This window comes from Microbacterium halimionae (assembly GCF_011761265.1).
In the GTDB taxonomy this organism is placed as follows: domain Bacteria; phylum Actinomycetota; class Actinomycetes; order Actinomycetales; family Microbacteriaceae; genus Microbacterium; species Microbacterium halimionae.
Map to the genome: position 1 here is coordinate 517,576 of NZ_JAAOZB010000001.1, position 23,212 is coordinate 540,787.

Here is a 23,212-nt window from a genome sequence, read left to right on the forward strand (position 1 = left end):
CTCCTGAATTCGACGATACCGTGTTGCGGCGCGCGCCACCTCTAGAGTGTGATCATGACCGATGGCACAGAGACCTCCGTGACGCCTGAATCCGCCGAAACACCAGCGCGCTCGGCAGTGTTGCGAAACCCATTTGCTTTCGGGTTCTTCGTCACGCTTGGAGGGCTCGTTGCCATCGTCCTCGGTCTCGCGGTTACCAATCTCACAACGATCCTGATCTATATCGCCTTTGCGATGTTCGCAGCGCTCGGCCTCGACCCGATCGTCCGCGCTTTAGAGCGTCGAAAGGTACCGCGCACCTGGTCGATCGTCATCGTCTACATCGGCTTCGCCGCGGTGCTCGCCGGCGTGCTCTTGATTGTGCTGCCGACCGTCATTCGGCAGGTCACACAGTTCGTAAACAACGTGCCGACCTACTTCAACGAGTTCATGCGGAGCGATGTCTACGCCTACATCAACGCGAACTTCGGAGACGCTGCGGGCGACATCGTTAAGCAGCTTCAGGACTTCATCGTCAACCCATCCAATATCGCGGCAATCGGCGGCGGCGTGCTGCAGTTCGGCGTCTCTCTCGCGACCGGGGTATCTGGCCTCGTGATCGTTCTGGTGCTGAGCCTGTATTTCCTTGCGTCACTCCCAATGGTCAAGCGCTCGTTCTACAGCCTCACGCCGGCGCGCAACCGTTCCGGGGTCGCTGATCTCACCGAGCAAATCACCGACTCGATCGGCGGCTACTTGATGGGCATGGTGGTACTTGCGTTCTTCAACTCGATGTTCACGCTGGTGCTCTTCCTGATTCTCGGGCTTCCGTTCCCAGCGTTGATGGCCGTAATTGCGTTCTGCATCACGATCATCCCGCTCGTGGGTCCCGTGCTCTTCTGGATTATCGGCTCGCTTGTCGCACTACTCGGCGATCCCGTCGGCGCACTGATCTTCTCGGCCTCGTATCTCGCTTACATGCAGGTCGAGGCATATTTCCTCACCCCGAAGGTCATGAACCGAACGATCTCGATTCCCGGCTCCCTCGTTGTCATCGGGGCGCTCGTAGGCGGCACGCTACTCGGGCTCCTGGGCGCGCTCGTGGCGATACCCGTGACGGCATCGCTCTTGCTCATCTTGAAGCAGGTAGTGATCCCGAAACAGGATCAGAAAATCTAGCGCAGCGGCAACAGGCACGTGGGTGATGCCACGTCGACGCGGTGACGGACTCGCCCCGGAATGCCTGTTCTGTCGTCAAGACTGAGCGACGCCACTTCATCAGAGAGCTGGCCTGCTATCAGGAGCGTGTCACGCACAACAGCATGATGGCGCGGCCAATTCACCCCTGCATCGACTAGTGCGATCGCGCTGACGGATTCACCCGCACCATCCACACGAAGCGATGCGATCGTGTTCGATCCGCGCACGCCAGCGTAAAGAAATGCGCCGTCGCGGGAAGGTGCGAGCTCCGCGGCGGTGTCGGTGTCCAGCAGGCCACCGCCGAATGCAACGCTTGAGACGATCCGCCACGTGCCCATCGCGTTCGGGGCGAGCACAAACACTTCATGCGAAAGCTCGGTGATCACGTAAAGGTGACCGCTCTGATGCCACACAGTGTGCCGCGGGCCACTCCCGCGCGGGAAAACAACCTGTTGGGCGAACTGAAGTTGCCCATCGGCACCGTGGCGCCAGAACCTGACGAGGTCATAACCCATGTCGACTGTCACGACGAGACCATGCGGAAGGTAACGCACTTGGTGCGCGCGGGATGCGCGAGAGGCGGCATCCGCTTCTTCGGAGTCGTCGAATAGCTTCAGGTCGTCGCTTCGGTTTTCATCGATGAAAGGAGGCGGTTCTTCCGCCGCGAGAAGGTCGGCGTATTCAGCGCCGGCGGCGTCTCGGAGCGCGCGGCGCGCCTGCTCAATTTCAGACTCTGGTTCTTCCTGCGCACCGGAATTTACCGGCACGCCAGTGCCGTACGGGTCAATCGCGGCCGGCAGGAGCTGTCGTTCTCGGGGAACACCCGAGGAGTCAAGTGGCATCCGCAGCACGCGGCCATCGCCCCAACATGACACCGCGAGAGCTGAGGCGTCGGGGGCAACAGCAATATGGCACGTCAGTTCTCCGGCCTCTACTGGGCGCCCGAGCGTCACAAAAGAGGTCTCACTAACGCGACGAAATGCCTGTACGACTCCCCGCCCCTCGAGCGCCGCGTATACGACGTCGAGCGTGGGGTGCTTCGCGATCCAAGACGGCGACTGGGCTGCCGCGACAGTGCCCGAAAAGTGCAGTTGACCCCCGGCGAGCGCTTCATCGCGAGCACCCGCAACAACCTCACCGATACCCTCGCCGACACCACCCATGTCAGGGGTGTAGCCACCGGTCAGAATGCGCATTAGTCGACGAGGTCGTGGCGCACGATCACCGCGTCACGCGAAGGCCCCACACCAATGACCGAAATTCGCGTGCCGCTCATGCCTTCGAGAGCGAGCACGTAGTCCTGCGCTTCGAGCGGGAGATCCTCAAAAGTGCGAGCCTTCGAGATGTCTGCATTCCAACCGGGGAAGTACTCGAAGATGGGCTTCGCGTGGTGGAAGTCAGTCTGGTTGACCGGCACCTCATCGAATCGTTCACCATCAACGTCGTATGCGACACACACCGGAATCTGTTCGAGCCCACTGAGAATGTCGAGCTTTGTCAGCACGAGATCGGTGATGCCGTTGATGCGTGTGGCGTACCGGGTGATGGGAGCGTCGTACCAACCAACGCGGCGCGGGCGCCCCGTTGTGGTGCCGAACTCGAAACCGCGCGAACGCAACCAGTCGCCCTGCTCGTCGAAAAGCTCGGTGGGAAACGGGCCCGACCCCACGCGAGTCGTGTACGCCTTCACGATTCCGACGATGCGATCGAGACGGTTCGGACCGACGCCCGAACCTGTCGAGGCCCCGCCTGCTGTCGCCGATGATGACGTGACGAACGGATACGTACCGTGATCGACGTCGAGCATGGCGGCCTGTCCACCTTCGAAAACGACAACATCACCAGCGTCGAGGGCTTGGCTCAACAACAGGCCGGTGTCGGCGACCATCGGGCGGAGCCGATCGGCGTAAGACAGCAGATCTTCGACGACCTCGTCGACGGTAACCGCGCGCCGGTTGAAGACCTTGACGAGCAGATGGTTCTTCTGGTCGAGAGCGCCTTCCACCTTCTGGCGCAGAATGTTCTCGTCGAAAAGGTCTTGCACGCGGATGCCTACGCGATTGATCTTGTCGGCATAGGCCGGACCGATGCCGCGACCGGTCGTTCCGATCTGGCGCTTGCCCAAAAATCGCTCCGTCACCTTGTCGAGGGTGCGGTGATATTGCGTAATGATGTGCGCGTTCGCGCTGACTCGCAGACGCGTAATGTCGACGCCGCGGGCCGACAGGGCTGTCAATTCGCCAAAGAGAACTTCGAGGTCGACCACGACGCCATTGCCGATGACGGCGTTGACTCCGGGACTTAGGATGCCCGAGGGCAAAAGGTGAAGAGCGTACTTTTCGTCGCCGATGACGACAGTGTGGCCGGCGTTATTACCGCCATTGAACTTGACGACCCAGTCGGTGCGGTCGCCGAGAAGGTCAGTCGCCTTACCCTTACCCTCGTCACCCCACTGGACTCCGACGATCACGATGCCTGGCATGAGGAGCTCCCTCTGTGGTGGATCGGTACACCCCATCCTATCGAGCCGTACGGGACCGTATTCTTCGCACGCATGAATCGGAGAGGGAATAAATCACCGCCCGATGCGCATTTCGCTATGTGACGACTGAATAAGTTGCCTCCCCTGTTGCCACCGAGAATGGTTGAAATATGTCTGCCGCCGAAGATCACGCTCGCTGGCGCGAACAGCGTCGCAGTGCAGTGACCGCACCCACCGGTAACCTCGCGCTCATCGAAACCCGATGGACTGGCGAAGTGCCTGACATCGAGGCCGCGAAGCGAAGCGCCCCCAGCTCGGCAACGGTTACGCCCCTGCAGCGCACGGGGATCGACTCCGGCCTCCCCGAGCACGGGCTCCGAGTGTGGGACGCGCAGTCCCCCGCGATCAACTCATTCGAGAAGATCGACGCCTACGACTACGACCCATCGTGGGTGATCACCGCACAGTTCATTCCCGTCGGCGAAGGTCGCACCGTGCCCTTCGAGCACATCCGCGACAACGGCGGAACACGCAATCTTGTCGTGCCCGGCGACATCGTCTTCACGCTCGACGGCAACGACTACTCACTGTCGGCGTTCGACGACGGCGGCCAGCTTCTTCTGGTTTTTGCGGATCAAACCAACGGTTCCGAAACCTACGGCTCCGGACGCTTTTTGTTCGTTGATCGCAGTGCCGAAGACTCCGAAAACGTGACACTCGACTTCAACCGTGCATTCGTTCCGCCGTGCGGTTTTTCGGCGAAGTACAACTGCCCTCTCCCACCCGCCACGAACAGGTTCTCGTTGCCTATTCGTGCCGGCGAGAAAAACGTCGTCTTCCGCGACGACTTCGACATCTACGCGGCTTAGCCCGCCCACATCACAGCAACCTGGAGCACCCGTTAATGAAGAGATCTCTCGCTGCCGTTTCGGCAATCGTCGTCGCGACCCTCGCGCTAGCAGGCTGCTCGTCGGGTGGAGAAACGGCCGCAAACGCCGATGATGCGACGATTTATATTGGTTCGCTCTACGAACCTCAGAACCTCAGCAACACCCAGGGTGGCGGGCAGGGCGTCACGGAGGCGTTCAATGGAAATGTTTATGAGGGCCTCTACAAGCTGACCGACGATGGCGAGGTTGAACCACTTCTCGCCGCGAGTTCGGAGGTGAGCGACGACGGTCTCACATACACCATCACGCTGCGCGATGACGTGACTTTTCACTCCGGCAAAGCGCTGACATCCGCTGACGTCAAGGCGAGCGTTGACGCTGTCACGGCGGAGGACTCCCAGTCGGCACGAAAGTCGAGCTTCGCCGTCATCAGCGATATCGCAACCCCCGATGATACGACTGTCGTTTTCACACTGTCGGAGCGATCCATCTCGTTCCTTTACAACCTGAGCTACATCTGGATCGTCAACTCCGAAGCAGGAGACCTTACCCAGACAGAAGACGGCACCGGGCCGTACACACTCGATGAGTGGCGCCAGGGAAGCACGCTCACCCTCACACGCTGGGATGACTACTCGGGAACCCCCGCGACCAACGGTGAGGTAGTTTTCACCTACTTCACCGATGCAACTGCTGAGAACAACGCGTTGCTCACCGGCGAAATCGACATCATTACGAGCGTGCAGAGCCCCGATTCGCTCACTCAGTTCACCGACAACGACGAGTTCGTCGTCAGCGAGGGCACCTCGACAACGAAGGAACTGCTCGCCTTCAACGACCGCGTTGCGCCTTTCGACAACGCGCAGGTGCGAAAGGCCGTCTACTCCGCGATCGATACCGAGCAACTGCTTACGGCAATTTGGGGCGATTACGGCACGCTCATCGGATCGATGGTTCCGCCCACCGATCCTTGGTACGAAGACCTCACTAACGTGAACCCTTACGACCCGGATCTTGCTCGTGAAGAGCTCGCTGAAGCCGGTTACGCTGACGGCTTCACGTTCACACTCGACACACCGAGTTACGACCCGCACCCGGCCGTCGCTGAGTTCGTGCAGTCGGAGCTGGCAGAGATCGGTATCACTGTCGAGATCAACACGATTAGCGCAGACGAGTGGTACACCAAGGTCTTCAAAGACCAAGACTTTGAGGCCACTTTGCAAGAGCACGTTAACGACCGCGATGTGGTTTGGTACGGCAACCCTGATTTCTACTGGGGCTATGACAACGCTGACGTACAGCAGTGGGTCGCCGACGCAGAACAGGCGACCACGATCGACGAGCAGACCGAGCTCCTCACACAGGTCAACGAGCAGATCGCTGAAGATGCCGCGAGCGTGTGGCTGTATCTTTATCCACAGATCGTCGTTGCCTCAAGCGACGTCACCGGGTACCCCGTTAATGGCTTGAACTCGCAGTTCTACGCCTACGACATCGTCAAATCGTAACTTCGCCCTTTCAACTGAAGAGCGGATGCCACGACGCACCTGTGTCGGCGGCATCCGCTCTCGTCTGTGAAACACATGATCACCTATCTCCTGCGTCGCTTCGCGTTTCTGGTGGTGTCGCTGGTCGTTGCGATGATCGTGATTTTTGTTCTGCTCCGCCTGTTGCCCGGAGATCCGGCGAATGCGCTGCTCTCTGTGGACGCAACGCCCGAGCAAATCGCGGCCGCTCGCGCACAGGTGGGCTCAGATCAACCGGTTCTGCAACAGTTTTTTCAGTGGGCGAGCCAACTCTTGCGGTTCGACCTGGGCGATTCGCTCATCAGCTCACGGCCAGTTGGCCCCGAAGTGGCATCGCGCCTCGGCATCACACTCCCGCTCACTCTTTTGGCATTTATCCTCGCGCTTCTTCTCTCCCTTGCGATCGGAATCGTCGCTGCTGTCAAGGCTGATCGTTGGTACGGCATCGCGCTATCCGGCTTTTCACAACTCGGCGTCGCTGTTCCGGTGTTCTGGGTGGGTGTCATTTTGGTGTGGGTATTCGCGCTCAATCTCGGACTCTTGCCGTCGGGTGGTTTCCCCAGAGGTGATTGGGACGATCCGGCAGATGCACTGCGTTCGCTTGCACTCCCCATCGTGACGATTGCCATCGTGATGAGTGCGTCGCTGAGCAGATATGTTCGCTCGGCGACCCTCGACGTGCTGGGGAGCGATTATCTCCGCACCGCTCGCGCCGGCGGTGCGGCCATGGCGGAAGCATTGTTGAGACACGGAGTGCGAAACGCTTCAGTTCCGGTGATTGCTGTGCTCGGCATCGAGCTTTCAACAACACTGCTGGGCGCCGTTGTGGTCGAGAGTGTCTTCACTCTGCCTGGCCTCGGAAACATGTTGCTCACGGGCATCGAGCAGCACGACTACGCGAATATTCAGGGCGTTCTCGTCGTCAGTACTCTTTTCGTGCTTTTGGTGGGTTTTGCCGCCGACATTCTTCAGCGACTCGTCGACCCGCGGTTGCGCACAAGCGTCTCGGGTAACCGTTGAGTGGCGCAAAGCGGCGGCCGCACGCAACACTCGTTATCGGGATCGCCCTCACTGCGGTGGTTCTCGTCGTGGCAGCCGTCTCGCTGTTTTGGCTGCCGTACCCACTCTCCGACACCAGCGGCGGCCGCCTAGAGGGCCCAAGTGCGCTGCACCTCCTCGGAACTGATCGACTGGGCCGGGATCTGCTGTCGCAACTCATGGTCGGCGCACGCATCGCACTGACGGTCGGGGCGGGTGCTGTGGCCATCGCCGCAACCCTCGGCATCCTGATCGGTCTCGGCGCCGCTCTCGCTCGCGCGTGGATTGATGACACGTTCTCGGCAGCCCTCGACGTCGTCATTGCTTTTCCGGTTCTGCTGCTAGCGATGCTCGTCGTTGCGGTGCAGGGCGCGTCACTGTGGTCGGCAACGTTCGCGATCGGGTTGGCGATGTCAGCGGTTATCGCGCGACTCACCCGTATTCTTTCGCGCCGGGTGCTGCAAGAGCAGTTCGTGACGGCCGCGCGCACCAGCGGCACGAATCTTCTCGGCATTGTCACGAAGCATGTGCTGCCCAACATCGCACCGACTATCGTCGTGAGTCTCGCATTGCAGTTCGGCATCGCGGTGCTCGCCGAAGCGAGCCTTTCTTACCTCGGGCTTGGAGCACCGCCACCAAACGCATCCTGGGGACGAATGCTGCAAGAGGCGCAGGGAACCGTCCTCACCGCCCCGGTCGGGGCTATCGCCCCGGGTATTGCGATCGTGGCTCTCGTACTCGGCGTGAATTTTCTCGCGGACGGCCTCCGCGAGTACACCGATCCAACCCGTCGGCGCTCAGGATGGAGGTCACGATGAATGTTCTCGATATCTCCGGCCTCACCGTGCGTGCGGGTGACAGCACGCTCGTCGACAATATTTCGTTCGTGGTGAAACCCGGCGAGCGCGTAGGAATCATCGGTGAGTCGGGTTCAGGAAAGTCGATCACGTCACTCGCGGCACTAGGCCTGCTAGCCGACTCCCTCGTGGCGACGGGAAGTGTGCGGATCGAAGGACGCGAGGTCATCGGCACACCCGACCATGAAATTCGCCGGCTTCGCGGGCCCGCCGCACAGATTGTGTTTCAGGAGCCCCTCACCGCGCTCGACCCGCTCATGCGCGTTGAGAGGCAGATCGCTGAGCCACTGCGTCGCCATCTCCATCTGCACGGCGCTGCTCTCCGCGACGCGGTGCGCGAGGCCCTCGCCGAGGTTTCGCTCACCGAACCCCGCATCGCGCGCGCCTACCCTTTTGAGCTTTCTGGAGGACAGCGCCAGCGTGTAGCCATCGCTATCGCTCTCGCCGCGCACCCGCGCATCCTGATTGCAGACGAACCGACGACGGCCCTCGATGTCACAGTGCAAGACGGCGTGCTCACGCTGCTCGAGCGTCTCGCAACCGATCGTGGCATGGCACTGTTGTTTATCAGCCACGATTTAGCTGTCGTTTCTCGTATGGTCGAGCGTCTCATCGTGATGCGTGACGGCGTTGCCGTCGAAGAGGGTGACGTTCGAGCTGTTCTTTCGACTCCGAAGCATCCGTATACGGCAGCGCTCGTCGCCAGCGCTCGTGCTCTCGATGCCGCATGGGATGCCGCAACACCCGGCACCGAGCGAGAGTCATCGTGAGCATTCTCGAACTCGAATCAGCCAGCTTCTCGTATGGCGCCTCAGAGGTACTCCGAGACGTTTCGCTCTCGGTGGAGCGCGGCGGCGCTGTGGGCCTCGTCGGCGAATCTGGGGCCGGAAAGTCAACCATCCTGCGGTTGCTTCTCGGTCTGGATTCGCCTCGCTCTGGCACCATACGATTCGAAGGCGAGCCTCTCCGACTTCGAGATCGGGCTCTGATGCGTCGTTTTCGAACGAGTGTGCAGCCGGTGTTTCAAGACCCATATTCGTCCCTTGATCCGCGACAGCGTATTGACAGCATCATCGCGGAGCCATTGCGCTCACTGCGGATCGCCAAGCCCGGAGAAATACCCGAGCTGGTTGCGGCAGCCGTTGCATCGGTCGGTCTCGAGCCCGACGCTCTTGCACGCTATCCCCATGAGTTCTCCGGTGGTCAGAGACAGCGAATAGCGATTGCGCGCGCAATCGTTTCGCGTCCACGGGTGCTCCTCGCCGATGAGCCGGTGAGCGCGCTCGACGTCACAACGCGAGTTCAAGTGCTCGATCTACTCGCGACGCTCCGCCGCGAACAGGGACTCGCGCTTGTGATGGTGTCTCACGACCTGGGTGCCGTGGCAGCCGTCTGCGATCACACCATCGTGCTGAAAGATGGACAAGTGGTTGAAGCCGGGTCGACCAGCAAGATACTCACTGCGCCCGAATCGGCCTATGCCCGCGAACTTGTAGCAGCGGCCCCTCGCCTGCCGCGATAGCTCGCCGAATATGCGAGCGCCAAGCGATCAGTAGGATTGAAGGTATGTCGAAGGTACTTGAATCACTGCCCATCGGCGAGCGCGTCGGAATTGCTTTCTCTGGAGGTCTCGATACCTCTGTCGCGGTCGCATGGATGCGCGAGAAAGGCGCCGTGCCGTTCACCTATACCGGTGACCTCGGTCAGTACGACGAAGACGACATCGAGTCGATCCCAGGGCGCGCGCTTGAGTATGGTGCCGAGGCATCCCGTCTCATTGACTGCCGCCGGGCTCTCGTAGAAGAGGGTTTCGTTGCGCTTTCATGCGGCGCATTCCACATCCGTTCGGGTGGACGCACCTACTTCAACACCACCCCTCTCGGCCGCGCCGTCACCGGCACCCTTCTCGTCCGCGCGATGAAAGAAGACGGCGTCGACATCTGGGGCGATGGGTCGACTTACAAGGGCAACGACATCGAGCGCTTCTACCGCTACGGTCTGCTCGCAAACCCACGTCTTCGCGTGTACAAGCCGTGGCTCGACGCTGACTTCGTCACCGAGCTCGGTGGACGCACCGAAATGAGCGAGTGGCTCACCGCGCGTGATTTTCCCTACCGTGATTCCGCCGAAAAGGCGTACTCAACCGATGCCAACATCTGGGGAGCGACCCACGAAGCGAAGACGCTCGAGCAGCTCGATGTGTCACTTGAAATCGTCGAACCCATCATGGGTGTGCGCTTTTGGGATCCAGAAGTAGAGATCGAAACCGAAGATGTCACGATCACCTTCGAGGCGGGTCGCCCTGTCGCCATCAACGGCGACTCTTTCGACGGTGACCCCGTCGAGCTCGTCAAGGCGGCCAACACCATCGGTGGCCGCCACGGACTCGGCATGAGCGACCAGATCGAAAACCGCATCATCGAAGCCAAATCTCGCGGCATCTATGAAGCTCCCGGCATGGCGCTGCTGTTCATCACCTACGAGCGCCTCGTGAGTGCAATTCTCAATGAAGACACCCTCGCGACCTATCACGAGCAGGGTCGCCGCCTCGGTCGTCTCATGTATGAGGGCCGGTGGCTCGAGCCCCAGTCGCTCATGCTTCGCGAGTCGATTCAGAAGTGGGTCGGTTCGACCATCACTGGTTCTGTCACCCTTCGGTTGCGTCGCGGTGAGGACTACACGATCCTCGAGACGACCGGCGCCGGACTCTCGTATGCCGCCGAGAAGCTGTCGATGGAGCGCGTCGGTGACGCAGCGTTCGGGCCGACCGACCGTATTGGTCAGCTGACAATGCGAAATCTCGACATCGCCGACTCACGCTCGCGTCTTGAGCAGTACGCGTCGCTTGGCCTCATCGGCGGAGCAACCGGTGAACTCGTCGGTGAGTTGGAGCGTGGGGGTGCAGAAGAGATCACCGAGCACGCGACAGACCGGAGCGCCGCACGTGAAGAACTCGCCGACGCTGTGGATGAAGCATCCGAGGCTGCAGCGTTTGATTCCGGCACCGACTAAGTGACATCGCAACATTAAGTTGCACACTACTGTGCAACTTGCGTAATATGTGCGGGTGAGCACACAACAGGTACCTCGGCGCGCTCGGCGCGATGCGCGCGACAACCGAACCGGAATCCTCTCGGCCGCGACCGAAACAATCGCGCGAAACCCGCACGCGTCAATTGACGAAATCGCTCGAAACGCTGGGCTCTCGCGGCGTGCGCTCTACGGGCACTTCGATGACCGTGAAGCCCTAGTGCGCGAAGTGATTTCTGCTGGCGCCGTGCGCTTCAACGCAATCGCCACCGAAATCTCGGCGCAGTCGCAAGCAACCGATAGCCGCGTCACGCTCGCCCGCCTCACTTCGCGGTTGTGGAAAGAGGCATCGCACGTGCAGGTGTCCGCGGCGGTCGCTCTCGATGATGCGCACATCAACGACACTGCAGCAGCCCTCGCTCCACTGCGGAGCGAGCTGCTGCAGGTAGTGGCAACCGGGCAAGCAGCCGGACACCTGCGCACCGACGTAACCGCCCCCACACTCGCTCGGCTGCTCGAAGAAACTGCGCGCATGATGGTGACACGGATCGATCCGGCGCCCGAGCCACAGCTTTCACTCGCGGTCCGCACAGTGCTTTCGGTCGCCGGGCTTTCGTGGCGCGAAGCCGCCGACCTTATGCACGAGTACTCCGACCTCGTGGGGGCGAACTGATGCTCATCGAACTTGAGTCGGTGGCGAAAGGGCGACGGATGCGGGCGCTCCCCGAAACGTCAGTCGCCTATTCAACCGGGCATGCTGTGCTCGCGTGTGCCGAGACAGAGCAGCGTCCCACGGTCCTTGGGCTCATCGCCTCAGGGAGAATGCGCCCGAGCGCAGGCTACGTAACGATCGATGGTTCCGAGAGAACTCGAGATCTTCGTCGGCGCGTTGCTCTGATCGATGCGCCAGAGGTGTGCGATCCGCACCCTGACGTTCTCACCGCGGGCGTGGTCTCTGAAGAACTCATGTTCGCGGGGCGCGGGTCCTCGACGATCTCCGCGGTGCGTTGGCTACGCGCACACGACATGGGTGACATCGCTTTCGTGCCCTTTGGCAACATCTCTCCCACTGAGCGGGTGCGGATCCTCTGCGAACTCGCTGTGCTGCGCACCGGCGTCGAGGGGTTCGTCCTCGTCTCTCCCGATAGGCACGGCGGGCGACCTAGTGCCTGGTGGGAAATCGCCGAGGAGTTCGCCGAAAGAGGCTTCGCCGTCCTTGTCATCGCAGGGCAGGCCGCAGCTGAGGCACTCGAAGCCACCGCCGAGAAAGAAGTTGGCGCATGAAGGTTCCCCAGATGATCACCGCCGAATTCCGGCGGTTGTTCTCCACACGGATGTCGATCATCGCCCTGATCGCGCTTGTGTGTGTCCCCATCCTCTATGGCGGCCTCTACCTGTGGGCAAACCAGGACCCCTACGGCAGTCTCGATGAGGTACCGGTGGCTCTTGTTGTGAGCGACAGCGGTGCCACAATCGACGGCACCTCACGAAACCTCGGTGACGAGGTGGCAGACGAGCTGCTCGACTCCGACACGTTCGATTGGCATGTTGTCCCGGCATCCGAAGCCGAATCAGGCCTTGATGATGGCAGCTACGACTTCTCAATCGAAATACCGGCTGACTTCACCGAAGCGATTGCGTCTATCACCTCAGACAGCCCCCGCCAGGCAGATCTAGACCTCCGCACCAACGATGCGAACAACTACCTCGCTTCCACGATTGGGTCCCAGGCGATCCAAAAGATCCAGAAGACGGTCGCCGAAAAGGTCGTCAACGAGTCAGGACTCACGCTTCTCGACGCGCTCAACACGATCAGGCTCAACCTGATCGATGCGTCCGAGGGTGCCGGTCAGCTCGCCGACGCCCTCTCGACGGCGAAGGATGGCGCCGACACCCTGGGTGCCGGCTCATCACAACTTGCCGATGGGACTGTGTCGCTCCGCGACGGCGCAGCCACTCTCACCGACGGTGCGACCCAAGTCGCGGCAGGTACCGCAACCCTCAACGACACGGCCCAGCAAGTGGCTGCAGCATCCACTGATGTCACGAACAGCCTCCCGCAGGCACGCAGCGACATTGCCGCAGAGCTCGCCAAAACCGACCTCGACCAGAGTCAGATCGATCAGATTCTCGGCTACCTCGACGACGTGGGCGACGACGTGGTGACGGTGAACGGCCGCGTGCAGAACGCTGTCGCTCAGATAAGCCAGCTCAACGACGGCGCCCACCAGGTCGCGGCGGGAGCAGCCAGCCTCACCGACGGGGCGGCGAGCGCCGCCGATGGCGCGGCGCACGTTCGCGATGGTATCAACTCGCTCGACAGTGGGATTGTTCAAATGCTCGACGGCGCCGGGACTCTGCGTGACAGCCTGGCAAGCGGAGCCGATGAACTCCCAAACACCGACGAAGCCACCCGCAGCGCACAAGCGGACACGCTCTCAAGCCCGGTCGACATTGAAACCAGCTCTGTGACGTCGGCGCAGAACTACGGAGCGGGTCTCGCGCCGTTCTTCGCGGCCCTCGCCGCGTGGATCGGCATCTACGCACTCTTCCTCATCGTCAAGCCGACATCGCGCCGCGCTGTGACGGCATTGCACTCTCCCCTGCGCGTCACGCTTGCGGGATGGGCGACACCGGCAGCTCTGGGTGCGGTGCAGATGGTCGCGCTCTTTGCCGTGCTGTCGTACACACTCGGCTTCGAGTTCACGCACCCGTGGGCAACCCTCGGACTCTTGGTGTTTGCGTCCGCGACCTATGCGGCAATCATCATGGCCCTCAATGTCTGGCTTGGCTCTGTCGGACAGTTCCTCGGTCTTGTGCTGATGGTGCTGCAGTTGGTGACCGCGGGAGGTACGTTCCCCTGGCAAACTCTGCCGGCGCCACTCGCTGCCCTCCATCATGTGCTGCCGATGGGTTACGTTGTTGATGCCATGCGCCAGGTGATGTACGACGGCAACGTTGATCGAGTATGGGTGGACGTGAGTGTTCTCACGGCATGGCTCGTCGGCGCACTCGTTCTCTCAGCAATCGGGGTCACCCGCATGACACACAAACGCACCCTGCGTGACCTGCAACCGAGTCTGATCGGCTGAGTCAACGCAGGATGCGTGTGAGGTGTTGGCTACGCGCGAAGGCTTTCGACGAGCGAAGCGGTCGGACGGCCGATGAGCTCGGAGAGGGTGTGGTCTGGTGCGACAAGAGCGCCTGCGGCGATACCGGCATCGAGCGCTGCCACGAAACCAGCAGTGCCCTCGTCAAGACCAGCGGCTTCGAGAGCCGCGACGTGGTCCGCTGTCGAGATCGCGCTGTAGACAACCTCACGACCCGTGATCTCCGACATGGCCTGCGCAAGCTCTGCGTATGACCAGGCGACGTCGCCGCCGAGTTCGTAGATCGCTCCGACGTGTCCATCGCCAAGCACGACCGCCGCTGCCGCGTCAGCATATTCGGCGCGAGTGGCGCTTGAGACACGCCCGTCACCGGCGCTTGCGATAAGGGTGCCGGTTTCACGCGCACGCTCAAGGTCAGCGGCGTAGTTCTCGGTGTACCAGCTGTTGCGGAGGATCACGGCGGGAAGACCGGATGCTGCGATCGCCTTTTCCGTCTCGACGTGCTCGGGGGCAAGCGGCAATGGGCTGTCGGGTGCACCCAAAAGGCTCGTGTAGACGAACAGCGAAACCCCGGCAGCCACAGCCGCGTCAATGACGGCCTGGTGCTGGGCGACGCGCTGACCCACAGCTGAACTCGACACGAGCACAACCTTGTCGACGCCATCGAACGCAGCGACCAAAGAAGCGCTGTCGGTGTAATCGAGGGCCACGACGCGTACACCCTGAGCGGCGATATCATCCGCCTTCTCGACGGTTCGCGCTCCCGCCACGATTTCAGCCGCATTAGCTCCGCGCGCAAGGAGGCTGTCAACAACGAGGTGCCCGAGCTGTCCGCTGGCACCAGTCACGAGAATGGTCATAATAAAATCCTTCCGAGGAAATCGGTACAGAGAGTGCAGCATCCGCGAGGCATCAAACATTCCAATCTGGGGGTACCCACCTTTTGGTAAGGTACTCACGTGTCCATCAGTTTTGCGGAAATTCAAGCGTCTCGGCCAGGATCTTTTTCTCTCGCGTGCCCCACGCGCACCGTTCTTGACCACGTCATGAGTCGATGGGGCGTCTTGGTTCTCTGCGCGCTTTCGAACGGCACGCGGCGCTGGAGCGAGCTCCGACGCGAAGTTGATGGCATCAGCGAGAAAATGCTCGCATCCACTCTTCGAACCCTGACAGCTGATGGCATCATCTCGCGCACCGCCCTGGCAACCGTTCCGCCGCACGTCGAGTACTGCCTCACGGATACCGGCCGCGAATTGATGGAACGCATGCTTCCTCTCATCGACTGGATCTCCGCGAACGCCGACGACATCGTCGGCGATGTCGAGAATGCAGATGCCGTCATCTACTGACGCGAATGTCGTCGGCTCGGGCCCGAACGGACTCGCCGCGGCTGTCACTCTCGCGCGTGCCGGCTACACCGTGCGGGTCTACGAAAAGGCCGACACGATCGGCGGAGCCGCGCGAACTCTTCCACTGACCATGCCGGGCTTCGAACATGATCTCGCTTCAGCAGTTCATCCGCTCGCACTCGCCTCGCCGTTCTTCCGCGCATTCGGGCTCGCCTCGCGGGTAGACGTTCGCGTTCCCGACATTTCGTTTGCGCACCCCCTCGTTGCTGGGCGGAGCGTCGTCGCATATCGAAGCCTTGAGCGCACAGTGTCAGAACTCGGACGCGATGGCCGCGCATACCGTCGGCTCCTCGCGCCTCTCGTAGCTCACGCCGACGACGTTGCCCGGTTCACTGGGTCCGCACTGTTACAGATTCCCGACGCACCCGTCGTTGCAGCGAGGTTTGGGCTGGGTGCACTGATCCAGGGCACGCCACTGTGGAATGCAGGCTTTCGCGGAGAAGATGCGCGGGCGCTGCTTACGGGAGCTGCCGCGCACACCGTTTTGCCCCTGCCCTCTCTCGCGAGTGCCGCTGCTGGTCTCGCTCTCACCACTCACGCTCATGCGGGCGGCTGGCCGGTTCCCGTTGGTGGCAGTCAGGCGATCATCAACGCCCTCGTTGCAGATCTCGAAGCACACGGTGGCAAAGTGATCACCGGTGTTGACGTCCAGACTCTCGGTGATCTGCCGGCATCCGAGATCACCATTCTCGATGTCACTCCGCGCGCGTTCGTTGGTCTTGCGGGTGACAGGATGCCGTCGTCTTACCGCCGCTCGCTCGAGCGCTTCCGATACGGCAGCGGCGTCGCCAAAGTGGACTTTGCGCTGCGTGAACCAGTTCCCTGGACTGATCCGGTGCTGCGGCAAGCACCCACTCTGCATCTCGGTGGCACTCGCGCGCAGATTGCCCGCGCCGAGGATGCCGTGGCGCGGGGTGGACACCCGACATCCCCCTACGTTCTCGTCTCGCAACCGTCTGTGCTCGATTCCGGTCGCGCACCGGGCGGGGCAGCGACCCTGTGGGCGTATACGCACGTTCCGGCCGGCTCCACGCTTCACCGCCGCAACGCAATAATTGCCGCGATCGAGCGCTTTGCTCCAGGCTTTCGGGACGTCATCCTTGCCTCTTCAAGCATGAGCGCGACCGACATCGAGGTAAGCAATCCCAACCTCATTGGTGGCGATATCGGTGCGGGTGCTCCCACACTTTCGCAGTTGATTGCGAGGCCGCGTCTCACACACGACCCGTGGCGGACGCCGATTCGCGGCGTTTACCTCTGTGGCGCATCAACCGCGCCCGGACCCGGGGTCCACGGCCTTTCAGGCTGGTATGCGGCACAAAGCGCCCTGCGCACGCATGCTCAGCTCGAATCGCCGGATCTGTCGCCCCGCTAGGAGCGCCTTCGGGGAGCTACTTGGTTACGGATTCGTCCGCGATGTCAGAATCCGCCAATTCATCAACCACGAGATCCGACTTGTGAATTGCGCCATTTCGGTAGGCCTGTCGTCCCACTATGTGCGCTGAAAGGGGTGCTGTTGCCAGCTGCATCATGATCACAGGCAAAAGGAAAGCAACAACGGGCCACGAGCGCAGCGAGACCGCCACAGCAAGGCACACCAGCACGAGGCCGAGCACCTGTGGCTTGGTGGCCGCGTGCAATCGCGACGCAACATCACGAAAGCGCACGACGCCGACAGCGGCGCTCAAACACAGCAGCGCACCCAGCAGGATGAGAACCAGCGAGACTCCGTCGAGCCAGGCATCAAGAGTCGGCACTATCTGTTGTCCTTCCTGGCGACGAACTGGGCAATCGAGATAGACCCGAAGACTCCGACCGCGGCAATGATGAGAAGTACCGGCAGCGTACGAGTGTGATGATTAATCGCCATGTCTGCGGCAAGCACACACATCACTTCGGTAAGCAGAACATCGGATGCGACGGCTCGGTCAAGAATCGATGGACCACGAACAATTCGCCACATAGTGATGAGAGCGGCGACTGCGAAAACGATGCAGATGATCAGCAGCATCACGTTCATGCGGATCCTCCAGCGGTGGCGTTCTGGTGCGCGCTGATCTGTGCGACCTGTTTTCGAGAGCCGACCGCGCGAACAATGCGGCGCTCCCAGAGCTGTACATGGCGACGCTGAGCATCAGCGTCTGCTGCGGAGTCGACGCCGACCACGTGCACATACAAGATTCGCTGATCGCGATCGACATCGACGAGAAGCGAACCCGGAACAAGCGAGGCGGTGACCGCCGTGTGGGTCATGATGAGGTCATCATCGATCACGAGCGGCACCGCGATAATCGCAGCCCCGGGTTGCCGGCGAAAGTCGAAGACCTGCAGCGCTACGACGACAGAACCTCGCACAACTTCAATGGCGAAAGTCACCAAGAAAATAAGGCCGTACCAGCCGTTTATGCGCCCTGAGAGCTCCACCGGCGGTAGCCGAAATACTCGCGTGACGAAGATAGCCGCCGCAACTCCGGTGAGAAAAGCGACAAGCGTGAACTGGCCCCACAGCAGCATCCACAACGCCACGAGCCATACGAAGAATGGCATCTGGCGCCAAACCCGCGTCAATCGCTTCTGCGGCGTCATCATGATCGCGTCTCCTGATCGACCTGAACGATGTGCACCGGCTCCAAGAGCGCGGCGCCGATGCGCTCACACACTTCGTAGAGCGGTCCAGCAAAGATCGTCAGCGCGACGGTAACCGCCACCATTCCTGTCGTGGCCGCGGTCATAATTCGCGGAATCGAACGTCGCGCGGTCTGCACCGTCGCCTCGGGAGCGTCACCGAGATATGAGATGCGGGCTTCGATCTCAGCTTCTTCCGGAGCGTCGCTCTTCTCGCGCCAGAACGAAAGGTTCCACGCCCGCATCAGGGCGTAAAGCGTGAGCAGCGACGTCACGATGCCAGCCACGATGAGCACCATCATGAGTGGTGTGCCGACCTCGGCCGCAGCGTCAAAGAGCGCGTACTTTCCGATGAAGCCCGAGAACGGCGGAAGACCCCCGAGGTTGACCGCCGGTATGAAATACAACACGGCGATCATCGGGGCCGCGCGCATCAGACCCTTGACCTTCAAAATGGAGGTGCTGCCGGCACGTCGCTCCACCAGGCCGACCGCCAAGAACAGCGTGGTTTGCACGATGATGTGGTGCACCATGTAGTAAATCGTGGCGCCAATCGCTGCCGGTGTCGCGATCGCAAGCCCGAAAACCATGTAGCCGATATGACTCACAAGCGTGAACGACAGGATGCGTTTCAGCTCAGCCTGGGCCAACGCACCGAGAACTCCGACAATCATGGTCGCGAGCGCCACGATCATAAGAAGGTCATTGACGCTGTTGTCAGAGAACAGCTGGGTTTCGGTGCGGATCAGCGCGTAAACACCGACTTTTGTCAGCAGGCCCGCGAACACCGCCGTCACGGGTGCCGGAGCCGTCGGGTAAGAGTCTGGGAGCCAGAACGAAAGTGGGAAGACCGCGGCCTTGATCGCAAAAGCCAGCAACAGCATCAAGTGCAACACGAGCTGCAGATCCTGCGGCAACTCCGTCATGCGCTCTGAGATCTGCGCCATGTTGACGGTGCCGAGTGCCCCATAAATCATCGCGATCGCCGCGAGGAAAAGAATCGACGAGACAAGGGAAACAACGATGTACACGGCGCCGGTGCGAATGCGCGACTCGGTACTCCCGAGAGTTATCAACACAAAGGATGCCACGAGCAGAATTTCGAACCCGACATAGAGGTTGAAAAGGTCACCCGCGATGAACGCGTTGAAAATACCTGCGGCAAGAATCAAATACGACGGGTGAAAAATTGAGACTGGTGTTTCGTCGTCACCGTCTGCGGCGCCTTGACCCACTGAGAACAAGAGCACCGCGAGCAGCACCACGCTCGAGACGAGAACGAGAAGCGCCGAAAGCCTGTCGACGTAAAGCACTATGCCGAAGGGAACAGGCCATCCACCGACCGATACGGCAATGGGGGTGCCAGCATCCACCGCCACGAGCAGAATGCCAGAGATCACAAAAGTGACGGTCAGCGTGATGACCGAGATGGTCACCTGCGCCCGGCGGTGCCGTCCCGCGATGAGAGCCATCGCCGCCCCGAGGAGCGGCAGGGTCACGAGCAGGGGAACAAGAGCGCTCATCATCGATCGCCCTCCGGTCTCTCGTAACCGCTATCTGTGGGAGCATCGTCGCGAAGCCCCGGAACATCGGCACTGTTGAGCACGGTCAACGGAGACGCGGCGTCGCCAACAAAGTCTGTGACCGCGTCGCTGTCTTGTTCTTCTGCTTCATCGTCAAGTGTCTCTTCGGTCTCGGCGCTGCGTCCGCGCACTGCGAGGTCTTCCGCGTCATCCTCGACGGTGTCGGCTTGACCGAGCTGCCAGGATCGATAGATCAGCGCGAGCAGGAACGCAGACACCGCAAACGTGATCACGATTGCTGTGAGCATGAGCGCCTGAGGAAGCGGGTCGCTGAAGGTGTCGGAATCTCCGGACCCGTAGAACGGTGCCATTCCCGGGTCGCCGATCACGATCAAGAGCAGGAGATTGGCAGCGTTGCCGAGAAGAAGGAACCCGATGAGTACGCGGGTAAGACTGCGCTCGAGCATCGCGTAGACGCCGCACGCGAAGAGAACCGCCATCACGATGATCAGCGAAAGAGAGACTGTCATGCGGTGGTGACACCCCGCATCCGACTCTGCTGTGTCTGTCGATCGACTTCTGCACCGAGGCTTCGCAGCACATCGAGCACGAGCCCGATAACCACGAGATAAACGCCGATGTCGAAGATTGTCGAACTTACGAACTCGATGTGGCCCAAAAGAGGAATCTCAGCCTCGAACACCATGCTCGTCAGGGGGTCGCTCCCGAAGAACATCGGCACAATTGCGCACGCGAGAGCAAGGCTCATACCGATTCCAAGTAGACGTCCGGCGTCTGTGGGTGCCGCTACGCCGAGTTCGTACCTTCCTCCTGCCACGTACCTCATGACGAGCGCCATTCCCGCAACCAATCCGCCTGCGAAACCGCCGCCGGGCAGGTTATGGCCTGCGAACAGCAGGTAAAGAGAAACCAGAATGATCGTGTGAAACAGCACGCGAACGATCACTTCTAAGACAATGGAACGACTTTCGGGGCGCATCCGCTGGCCACCCAGCAGCCATGTTCGCGGCTGCTGAATCGGACCCGTCGTTTGCGGTTTCGATCCCGATGACGTTTCGACAAGCGGTCTTCCGTCCCGCACCCGCGGCAGCGGTCGGGTGAGTTGCGTCAGCGTGTCAGAGCGGTGAGTGACGAACACGAGGGATGCTACGCCGGTGGCGGCGAGGATCAGCACCGACAACTCCCCCATGGTGTCCCAGCCACGAATGTCGACGAGCGCCACGTTGACGACATTTCGCCCGTGGCCAAGCTCATAGGCGAGTTCCGGGAAACTTACCGAGATCGGTGCGGCTTCCCGCGCGGCCGTCGCAACAATTGCCACGAATGCCATCGTGACCCCGACGGCACCGGCGAGCACTGCCCGAGCGAACGGCCATACCGAGGCGTTGTGGTCGCCCAAGCGTGCGGGGATTCGACGCAACACCAGTGCAAACGCGACAAGCGTGACGGTCTCGATGAGCACTTGAGTGAGCGCGAGGTCCGGCGCGCCACTCGTTGCAAACAACACAACCATTCCGAGACCTGTCACGGAGACGAGAACGACGCCGGTGTAGCGCTTCCGCGCCCTGACGGCGATGATTCCGGCAATGATCATGATCGGTGCCACGACAATTTGTGCCGGCGACTGCCAGAGCGCCAGATCCGTCTGCCACGCGGGATTTGCCAACAGGGCGGTGCCTTCCGCCACGACAAAGACGAGGAAGATCGTGCCGACGTAGACGGGGAGCGATCCTCGCTGTGTCGAACTCGTGGTCACTACGGCAACACGCGCGATGACTCGGAGTGTCGCGTTGTAAACCCCACCCGCAGTGAACGGCAGCACTCGGCGCCGACGCTCCCAGCCGAACTTTCGCGCAAAGACGAAGACGGCCGCCCCAAGCAAAAGAGTTCCGATTGATATCCCGAGAGCGGGCTCAAGGCCATGCCAAAGAGCGAGGTGATAGGTGTACTCGGGCGCGGGCACACCGTCAGATGCGAATGGTGCGGTGTCGGCGTACTTTTCAAGCGCCGAGCCGACCACTGATGAGGCAACACCGCCAGCAATCGTGAGTGCTCCAAGGACCACGGGCGCGGTCAAGAATCCGATCGGGGGCGCGGGCCACTCGGTCGGAGTTTTGGTGCGACCATCGGCATCTTTCTTCGTCCAGAACGCTCCCCAGACGAAGCGGATACCGTACGCCGCCGTCAAGACCGAACCCGCAACGATCCCGAGCAGGGCAACGAGACCCCAGATCGAGCCACCCTCAGCCTCAGTGAGCAGGGCCGAGAGTGCGGCCTCTTTTCCGACGAAACCGATCGTTGGGATAACACCTGCCATCGATGAGATCGCCACAATCGCGCACGTCGCAAGAAGAGGCGCGCGTCTTCCGAGCCCACTGAGGTCGTCGATATTTCGGGTTGAGAGCTGCCGGTCTATAATCCCGACGACGAGGAAAAGGGCTGATTTGAAGAGCGCGTGAGCTATCAGCAGTGTGATGCCGGCGAGTGCTGTATCGCGGGTTCCGTAGCCGAGCACAACAGTCAAGAAACCGAGCTGGCTCACGGTACCGAACGCGAGCAGGCGCTTGAGGTCAGTCTCGCGGAGGGCCTGGACACCTCCAAGCAGCATCGTAAAGACACCGAGCGTGATGATGATCGGGCGCCAGGGAGCGGAATCGGCGTACATCGGGGCAAAGCGCGCGATGAGATAGATGCCAGCCTTGACCATTGCGGCGGCATGCAGGTACGCGCTTACCGGCGTGGGGGCGGCCATCGCGCCCGGCAACCAGAAATGGAAGGGGAATATCGCGGACTTCGACAGCGCTCCGACCAGGAGCAGCACAAGCGCGGCGTCGATCACGGGGCCGGTTGGGATGTCAGTGAGTATCTGCGAAAGACTCGAGGTGCCTGCTTCGACGACGAACAGCACAACGCCGATCAGCATGACCAAACCGCCGAGCGTTGTGACCAAAAGCGCCTGCAGCGCCGCGCGTCGGCTGGCGCCTCGCATGTTGTAGAAGCCGATGAGCAGGTACGACAACACGCTGGTGATTTCCCAGAACATCACGAGCATGACGATGTCATCCGTCAAAACGAGCCCGTACATCGCTCCCGCAAAGGCGAGCAGAACCGCGGCGAACTGCCCAACGCCCTGCGTCTTTCCGCGGAAATACCAGCGGCAGTAGAGCATGACGAGAGCCCCGACACCCGTGACGATGAGCGTCATGACCCAGCTGAGCACGTCCATACGCATCGACAGCTCGATGCCCAAACTCGGGATCCAGGAGTATGACTCGTGCGGAATACTGCCGCTCAGCACCTGCGGAGCGTGCGCCACCGCAGCCCCAAAGGCGATGAGCGGCAGAAGAGCGGTCACATAGAACGCCCGAGCCCCGATGCGGGCGACAACGGCGGGCACGAGGAGCGGAAGTATCGCGAACGCGCTAAGGAGGAGAAGCAAGAGTCCTCCTCGGAGTCGTCAGTATTGGCGCAGATTATGCGTCTCGGGCGATCGGGGTGCGAAGACTATTCTACGGGCCAATT

General features: G+C 61.2%; 22 protein-coding genes. 13 read left to right on the forward strand and 9 right to left on the reverse strand.

The genetic code is table 11. The features are described 5' to 3' along the window. Nucleotides 1–54 precede the first annotated feature (54 nt). Nucleotides 55–1,158, forward strand: a complete 1,104-nt coding sequence (locus tag FHS06_RS02405) for an AI-2E family transporter (protein ID WP_167045004.1) — start codon at nt 55–57, stop codon at nt 1,156–1,158. Here FHS06_RS02405 and FHS06_RS02410 read toward each other — a convergent pair. Continuing rightward, nucleotides 1,155–2,375, reverse strand: coding sequence for a lactonase family protein (locus FHS06_RS02410; protein WP_167045007.1), 1,221 nt, complete (start codon nt 2,373–2,375; stop codon nt 1,155–1,157). The genes FHS06_RS02405 and FHS06_RS02410 overlap by 4 nt on opposite strands. Continuing rightward, entirely contained in the window at nt 2,375–3,661 is a 1,287-nt protein-coding gene (locus FHS06_RS02415; RefSeq protein WP_167045010.1) for an adenylosuccinate synthase, read from the reverse strand. The genes FHS06_RS02410 and FHS06_RS02415 overlap by 1 nt, the downstream gene beginning before the upstream one ends. Nucleotides 3,662–3,831: 170 nt before the next feature. On the opposite strand from FHS06_RS02415, the gene FHS06_RS02420 reads away from it, so the two are divergent. The 10 genes from FHS06_RS02420 to FHS06_RS02465 all read left to right on the forward strand — a co-directional run bounded on the left by FHS06_RS02420 (nt 3,832) and on the right by FHS06_RS02465 (nt 14,094). Beyond that, nucleotides 3,832–4,530 carry a DUF1684 domain-containing protein gene (locus tag FHS06_RS02420; protein WP_167045013.1) on the forward strand — a complete coding sequence of 233 codons (699 nt, stop codon included), beginning with the start codon at nt 3,832–3,834 and terminating at the stop codon, nt 4,528–4,530. A gap of 35 nt (nt 4,531–4,565) precedes the next feature. Then, nucleotides 4,566–6,059 (forward strand): ABC transporter substrate-binding protein, encoded by a 1,494-nt coding sequence (locus FHS06_RS02425; protein WP_167045016.1) that lies wholly within the window; start codon nt 4,566–4,568, stop codon nt 6,057–6,059. A gap of 75 nt (nt 6,060–6,134) precedes the next feature. Next, entirely contained in the window at nt 6,135–7,097 is a 963-nt protein-coding gene (locus FHS06_RS02430) for an ABC transporter permease (protein ID WP_167045019.1), read from the forward strand. Further along, nucleotides 7,094–7,933 carry an ABC transporter permease gene (locus FHS06_RS02435; protein WP_167045022.1) on the forward strand — a complete coding sequence of 280 codons (840 nt, stop codon included), beginning with the start codon at nt 7,094–7,096 and terminating at the stop codon, nt 7,931–7,933. Before FHS06_RS02430 ends, FHS06_RS02435 begins: the two co-directional genes overlap by 4 nt. Further along, nucleotides 7,930–8,742 carry an ABC transporter ATP-binding protein gene (locus FHS06_RS02440; protein ID WP_167045025.1) on the forward strand — a complete coding sequence of 271 codons (813 nt, stop codon included), beginning with the start codon at nt 7,930–7,932 and terminating at the stop codon, nt 8,740–8,742. Before FHS06_RS02435 ends, FHS06_RS02440 begins: the two co-directional genes overlap by 4 nt. Next, nucleotides 8,739–9,494, forward strand: coding sequence for an ABC transporter ATP-binding protein (locus tag FHS06_RS02445; RefSeq protein ID WP_310734903.1), 756 nt, complete (start codon nt 8,739–8,741; stop codon nt 9,492–9,494). Before FHS06_RS02440 ends, FHS06_RS02445 begins: the two co-directional genes overlap by 4 nt. Before the next feature lie 44 nt (nt 9,495–9,538). Further along, entirely contained in the window at nt 9,539–10,984 is a 1,446-nt protein-coding gene (gene argG, locus FHS06_RS02450) for an argininosuccinate synthase (protein ID WP_167045028.1), read from the forward strand. 55 nt (nt 10,985–11,039) lie between these two features. Beyond that, nucleotides 11,040–11,675: a TetR/AcrR family transcriptional regulator gene (locus FHS06_RS02455; RefSeq protein ID WP_167045031.1), complete on the forward strand. Its 636-nt coding sequence runs from the start codon at nt 11,040–11,042 to the stop codon at nt 11,673–11,675. Beyond that, a complete protein-coding gene (locus FHS06_RS02460) occupies nt 11,675–12,286 on the forward strand; it encodes a hypothetical protein (RefSeq protein WP_167045034.1) in 612 nt (203 codons plus the stop codon). Before FHS06_RS02455 ends, FHS06_RS02460 begins: the two co-directional genes overlap by 1 nt. Then, nucleotides 12,283–14,094 (forward strand): YhgE/Pip domain-containing protein, encoded by a 1,812-nt coding sequence (locus tag FHS06_RS02465; RefSeq protein WP_167045037.1) that lies wholly within the window; start codon nt 12,283–12,285, stop codon nt 14,092–14,094. The genes FHS06_RS02460 and FHS06_RS02465 overlap by 4 nt, the downstream gene beginning before the upstream one ends. 29 nt (nt 14,095–14,123) lie before the next feature. On the opposite strand, the gene FHS06_RS02470 is transcribed toward FHS06_RS02465, so the two are convergent. Beyond that, nucleotides 14,124–14,972, reverse strand: coding sequence for an SDR family oxidoreductase (locus tag FHS06_RS02470; RefSeq protein ID WP_167045040.1), 849 nt, complete (start codon nt 14,970–14,972; stop codon nt 14,124–14,126). A 99-nt stretch (nt 14,973–15,071) separates the two neighbouring features. Here FHS06_RS02470 and FHS06_RS02475 point away from each other — a divergent pair, with 99 nt between their 5' ends. Together FHS06_RS02475 and FHS06_RS02480 are read left to right on the forward strand one after the other, a co-directional pair. Continuing rightward, complete coding sequence (locus FHS06_RS02475) at nt 15,072–15,461, forward strand: winged helix-turn-helix transcriptional regulator (RefSeq protein WP_182486531.1); 390 nt, start codon at nt 15,072–15,074, stop codon at nt 15,459–15,461. Then, nucleotides 15,445–16,896: a phytoene desaturase family protein gene (locus FHS06_RS02480; protein ID WP_167045043.1), complete on the forward strand. Its 1,452-nt coding sequence runs from the start codon at nt 15,445–15,447 to the stop codon at nt 16,894–16,896. The genes FHS06_RS02475 and FHS06_RS02480 overlap by 17 nt, the downstream gene beginning before the upstream one ends. Nucleotides 16,897–16,912: 16 nt before the next feature. Here FHS06_RS02480 and mnhG read toward each other — a convergent pair whose 3' ends face one another. The 6 genes from mnhG to FHS06_RS02510 are packed head-to-tail and all read right to left on the reverse strand — an operon-like array spanning nt 16,913 to nt 23,129. After that, on the reverse strand, nt 16,913–17,278 hold the full coding sequence (mnhG, locus tag FHS06_RS02485; RefSeq protein ID WP_167045046.1) for a monovalent cation/H(+) antiporter subunit G: 366 nt from the start codon (nt 17,276–17,278) through the stop codon (nt 16,913–16,915). Then, on the reverse strand, nt 17,278–17,541 hold the full coding sequence (locus tag FHS06_RS02490; RefSeq protein ID WP_167045049.1) for an MrpF/PhaF family protein: 264 nt from the start codon (nt 17,539–17,541) through the stop codon (nt 17,278–17,280). The genes mnhG and FHS06_RS02490 overlap by 1 nt, the downstream gene beginning before the upstream one ends. After that, complete coding sequence (locus FHS06_RS02495; RefSeq protein ID WP_375138710.1) at nt 17,538–18,107, reverse strand: Na+/H+ antiporter subunit E; 570 nt, start codon at nt 18,105–18,107, stop codon at nt 17,538–17,540. The genes FHS06_RS02490 and FHS06_RS02495 overlap by 4 nt, the downstream gene beginning before the upstream one ends. Continuing rightward, nucleotides 18,107–19,669, reverse strand: coding sequence for a Na+/H+ antiporter subunit D (locus FHS06_RS02500; protein ID WP_167047801.1), 1,563 nt, complete (start codon nt 19,667–19,669; stop codon nt 18,107–18,109). Before FHS06_RS02500 ends, FHS06_RS02495 begins: the two co-directional genes overlap by 1 nt. Beyond that, nucleotides 19,669–20,199, reverse strand: a complete 531-nt coding sequence (locus FHS06_RS02505; protein ID WP_167045055.1) for a Na(+)/H(+) antiporter subunit C — start codon at nt 20,197–20,199, stop codon at nt 19,669–19,671. The genes FHS06_RS02500 and FHS06_RS02505 overlap by 1 nt, the downstream gene beginning before the upstream one ends. Then, nucleotides 20,196–23,129, reverse strand: a complete 2,934-nt coding sequence (locus tag FHS06_RS02510; RefSeq protein ID WP_167045059.1) for a Na+/H+ antiporter subunit A — start codon at nt 23,127–23,129, stop codon at nt 20,196–20,198. Before FHS06_RS02510 ends, FHS06_RS02505 begins: the two co-directional genes overlap by 4 nt. Nucleotides 23,130–23,212: the final 83 nt, after the last annotated feature.